Raw genomic sequence first — 2,540 nt, 5'->3', positions numbered from 1 at the left:
AGGTGGTGGGCTCGGACGGCATGCCGCCAGCTTCGCCTGACGAGTTCGTTCCAGCCAGAGCTGGCCAACGTGACAATGCCCGCGCGGCATCTCCTTCCTGTTCAGCCGCGAGCGCCTGAACGTCGCCGTCTCCCGGGCGCATTGCCTGGCCGTGGTGCTGGCCAGCCCCAGGCTGCTGGAAGTGCCCTGTGCCACCGTGGAAGACCTCAGGCTGGTGAACACCCTCTGCCACGTTCACGCGGCAGGACAATAAGCATGATCTTGCGTTTTCTGAATGCACGCTGGAGGAAAAGTCCACCAGCAATTGGCCACCAGCGTCTGGTTACTGCATAGGTCAGGAGGATTGGAGCATGCTTTGCGTCATTCAGTGTGCCGGATCCAAGCAGGCAAATGCAGCCACCCTCCCTACAATGAGCGGTCGTCGGGTGATGTTCGTAGCTCGTCCGGATGCAGCACCTCCAGAGAAAGGCGTCCTGTACGTTCATCCGGACAACATATCGGACCTCACGGGCATCACATGGCGTCAGCGTGTCATGGCAGTGAATACCGGCCGCGAACCCGATCCAGGCCTCTGGATTGCTGGGAAGCTCTATCGTCCGAAAGCCTATGCACTCCTACTGGAAAAGCTGGGAATCGAAAGACTTTTCATCCTGTCTGCCGGCTGGGGACTCGTGCGTGCCGACTTTCTGCTTCCGGACTACGATATCACCTTCAGCACCTCGGCCGAACCCTGGAAGCGTCGGCGCGCCAGCGACAAGTTCTCGGACTTCAATGCCCTGGAGAGGACGCAGGAAGATATCGTCTTCCTGGGCGGCAAGGACTACCTGCCCCTGTTCCTGCGCCTGACCAGGAGTGCTGCGGGACGGCGCCTCGTAGTGTACAACTCGGCTAATCCCCCAGTTGCATGTGGTTGTGCTCTGACCCGCTACCCGACAACCCGCCGGACCAACTGGCACTATGACTGCGCCGAGGCTCTCGCGGCAGGGACCTGGCATCCTGATTTCGAGGCCGTCCCTTCCTGAAACGTCATTCAGACCCTGCTGCCTGCCCGATGCCGCCGTAGCGCGACCCGGCTTGGAGCCAAGCGAGCATCGGAAACCTCCCTCAGCTTGCGACCATGCATCTCGCGATAGGTCGGTTCCATGATGGAGGCAGAAACCAGCACCTGCAGGGTATCCGGGTCAATCGCGAGAAGGCCGCAATCGAACAAGGTATGGAGGTCCGCACGAAGCAGCAGTCCGTTGGTAGGATGGTTGGTGGCCTCGCCCCGGTAAGGCAGGATGTGAGCCGCTTCCAACACGTCCAGTGTGCTGCACCCACTGATCGAACAGCGCGCGCCATACGCCTCGAGCAGATGATCGCGAAAGGCCTTCTGGCCTCGCCGAGCCCTGATCTCGCGCAGGATCTTCTCGCGGGCATCCACCGTCCCTTCGGGGTCGAAGGCAGTCGTATCGGCGTCGCCGGAGGCCAGCACCGGGAGAACGGCAGCAACTGCCGCGTTGTCATCGACCTCGACCGTGAAACCCAGACGGGTCAGGGCCCGGCGCACCGTACTCTCGCCGCCGGCGAACTCCGACGCCTTGAGCGGACGTGCGCCTGGAGAGCGGTAGCCGAACGCCACGCCCAGGATCGCCTTGGAAGCGTAGCGCCGACCATCGTGCAACAACCAATAGGATCGTGCCGGCCCGTAGCCGTATTTCGCGAGAAACGCTTCTTCACCAAGACGATCATGTTCCTCGATCGCCCGTAGCACCGGTAGCGGATCGTTCAGCTCGCTGAGAGCGGCCACTAGAGCGGTTTTCGATCAGGCTGCATCGTATCCTGCGGCGGCGAAGTAGTTGGTGCATTCAGTGGGCGTGAAGGTGTCGATGATCCGGCCGATGGTGCTCCAGAGGCCTTCGACGCTGCGCTCGGCGGCCTTGCGGAGGCTGGCCTTCAGCTTGGCGAAGGCGTTCTCAATGGGGTTGAACTCGGGGCTGTAGGGCGGAAGGTAGAGCAAGCCTGCCCCGGCGGCTTCGATTGCAGCCCTGACGCCCGCGCCCTTGTGGCTGCCCAGGTTGTCCATGATAACGATGTCACCGGGCGCCAGTTCGGGTACCAGCACCTGGTCAACGTAGGCTTGGAAGGCGGCGCCGTTGATCGGCCCGTCGAGCACCATTGGCGCGACCATGCCGCTGTTGCGCAACCCGGCGATGAAGGTCGTGGTCTTCCAATGTCCGTGTGGGATTGAGGCCCGCAGGCGCTGACCGCGGCGAGCCCTGCCGTGGGTGCGTGCCATCTTCGTCGATGCCCAGGTTTCATCGATGAACACCAAGCGGTCCGGTTCGAGGTCAGGCTGGCTCTCGAACCAGTCCCAGCGCTGTTTCAGGATGTCCGGCCGATCCTGCTCCGCGGCGTGCGCGGTCTTTTTTTGCGCGTGATCTGGTGTCGGCGAAAGAACCGCCAGATCTGTCAATCGGCACTGAATTGGGACCCCAGATCGGCACGCAAAAGGGACCCTCTTGTGAGGTGTGTTGAGGGGGCGTTCAGGCGCGGTTCTT

Annotated in this window: 2 protein-coding genes and 1 pseudogene; 1 reads left to right on the top strand and 2 read right to left on the bottom strand. The window is 62.3% G+C overall.

What is annotated here, in order from left to right:
• Window positions 1-350 precede the first annotated feature (350 nt).
• Window positions 351-1,022 (top strand): hypothetical protein, encoded by a 672-nt coding sequence (locus tag BT98_RS26915; protein WP_081798689.1) that lies wholly within the window; start codon window positions 351-353, stop codon window positions 1,020-1,022.
• A gap of 8 nt (window positions 1,023-1,030) precedes the next feature.
• On the opposite strand, the gene BT98_RS28490 is transcribed toward BT98_RS26915, so the two are convergent.
• Window positions 1,031-1,789, bottom strand: a complete 759-nt coding sequence (locus BT98_RS28490) for an HNH endonuclease (protein ID WP_027297480.1) — start codon at window positions 1,787-1,789, stop codon at window positions 1,031-1,033.
• Window positions 1,790-1,804: 15 nt separating this feature from the next.
• Window positions 1,805-2,442 (bottom strand): annotated as a pseudogene (locus tag BT98_RS0120110) (IS630 family transposase); the annotation flags it as partial.
• Between the last annotated feature and the right edge of the window lie 98 nt (window positions 2,443-2,540).

Origin of the sequence: Roseomonas mucosa ATCC BAA-692 (assembly GCF_000622225.1) — a bacterium.
Classification (GTDB): domain Bacteria; phylum Pseudomonadota; class Alphaproteobacteria; order Acetobacterales; family Acetobacteraceae; genus Roseomonas; species Roseomonas mucosa.
Note: the sequence above shows the minus strand (reverse complement) of the source record. Positions and strands in the feature narration are given on the sequence as shown.

Coding starts and splice junctions, on each gene's coding strand:
- BT98_RS26915 (WP_081798689.1), top strand. CDS start 351: ATGCTTTGCGTCATTCAGTGTGCCGGATCCAAGCAGGCAAATGCAGCC.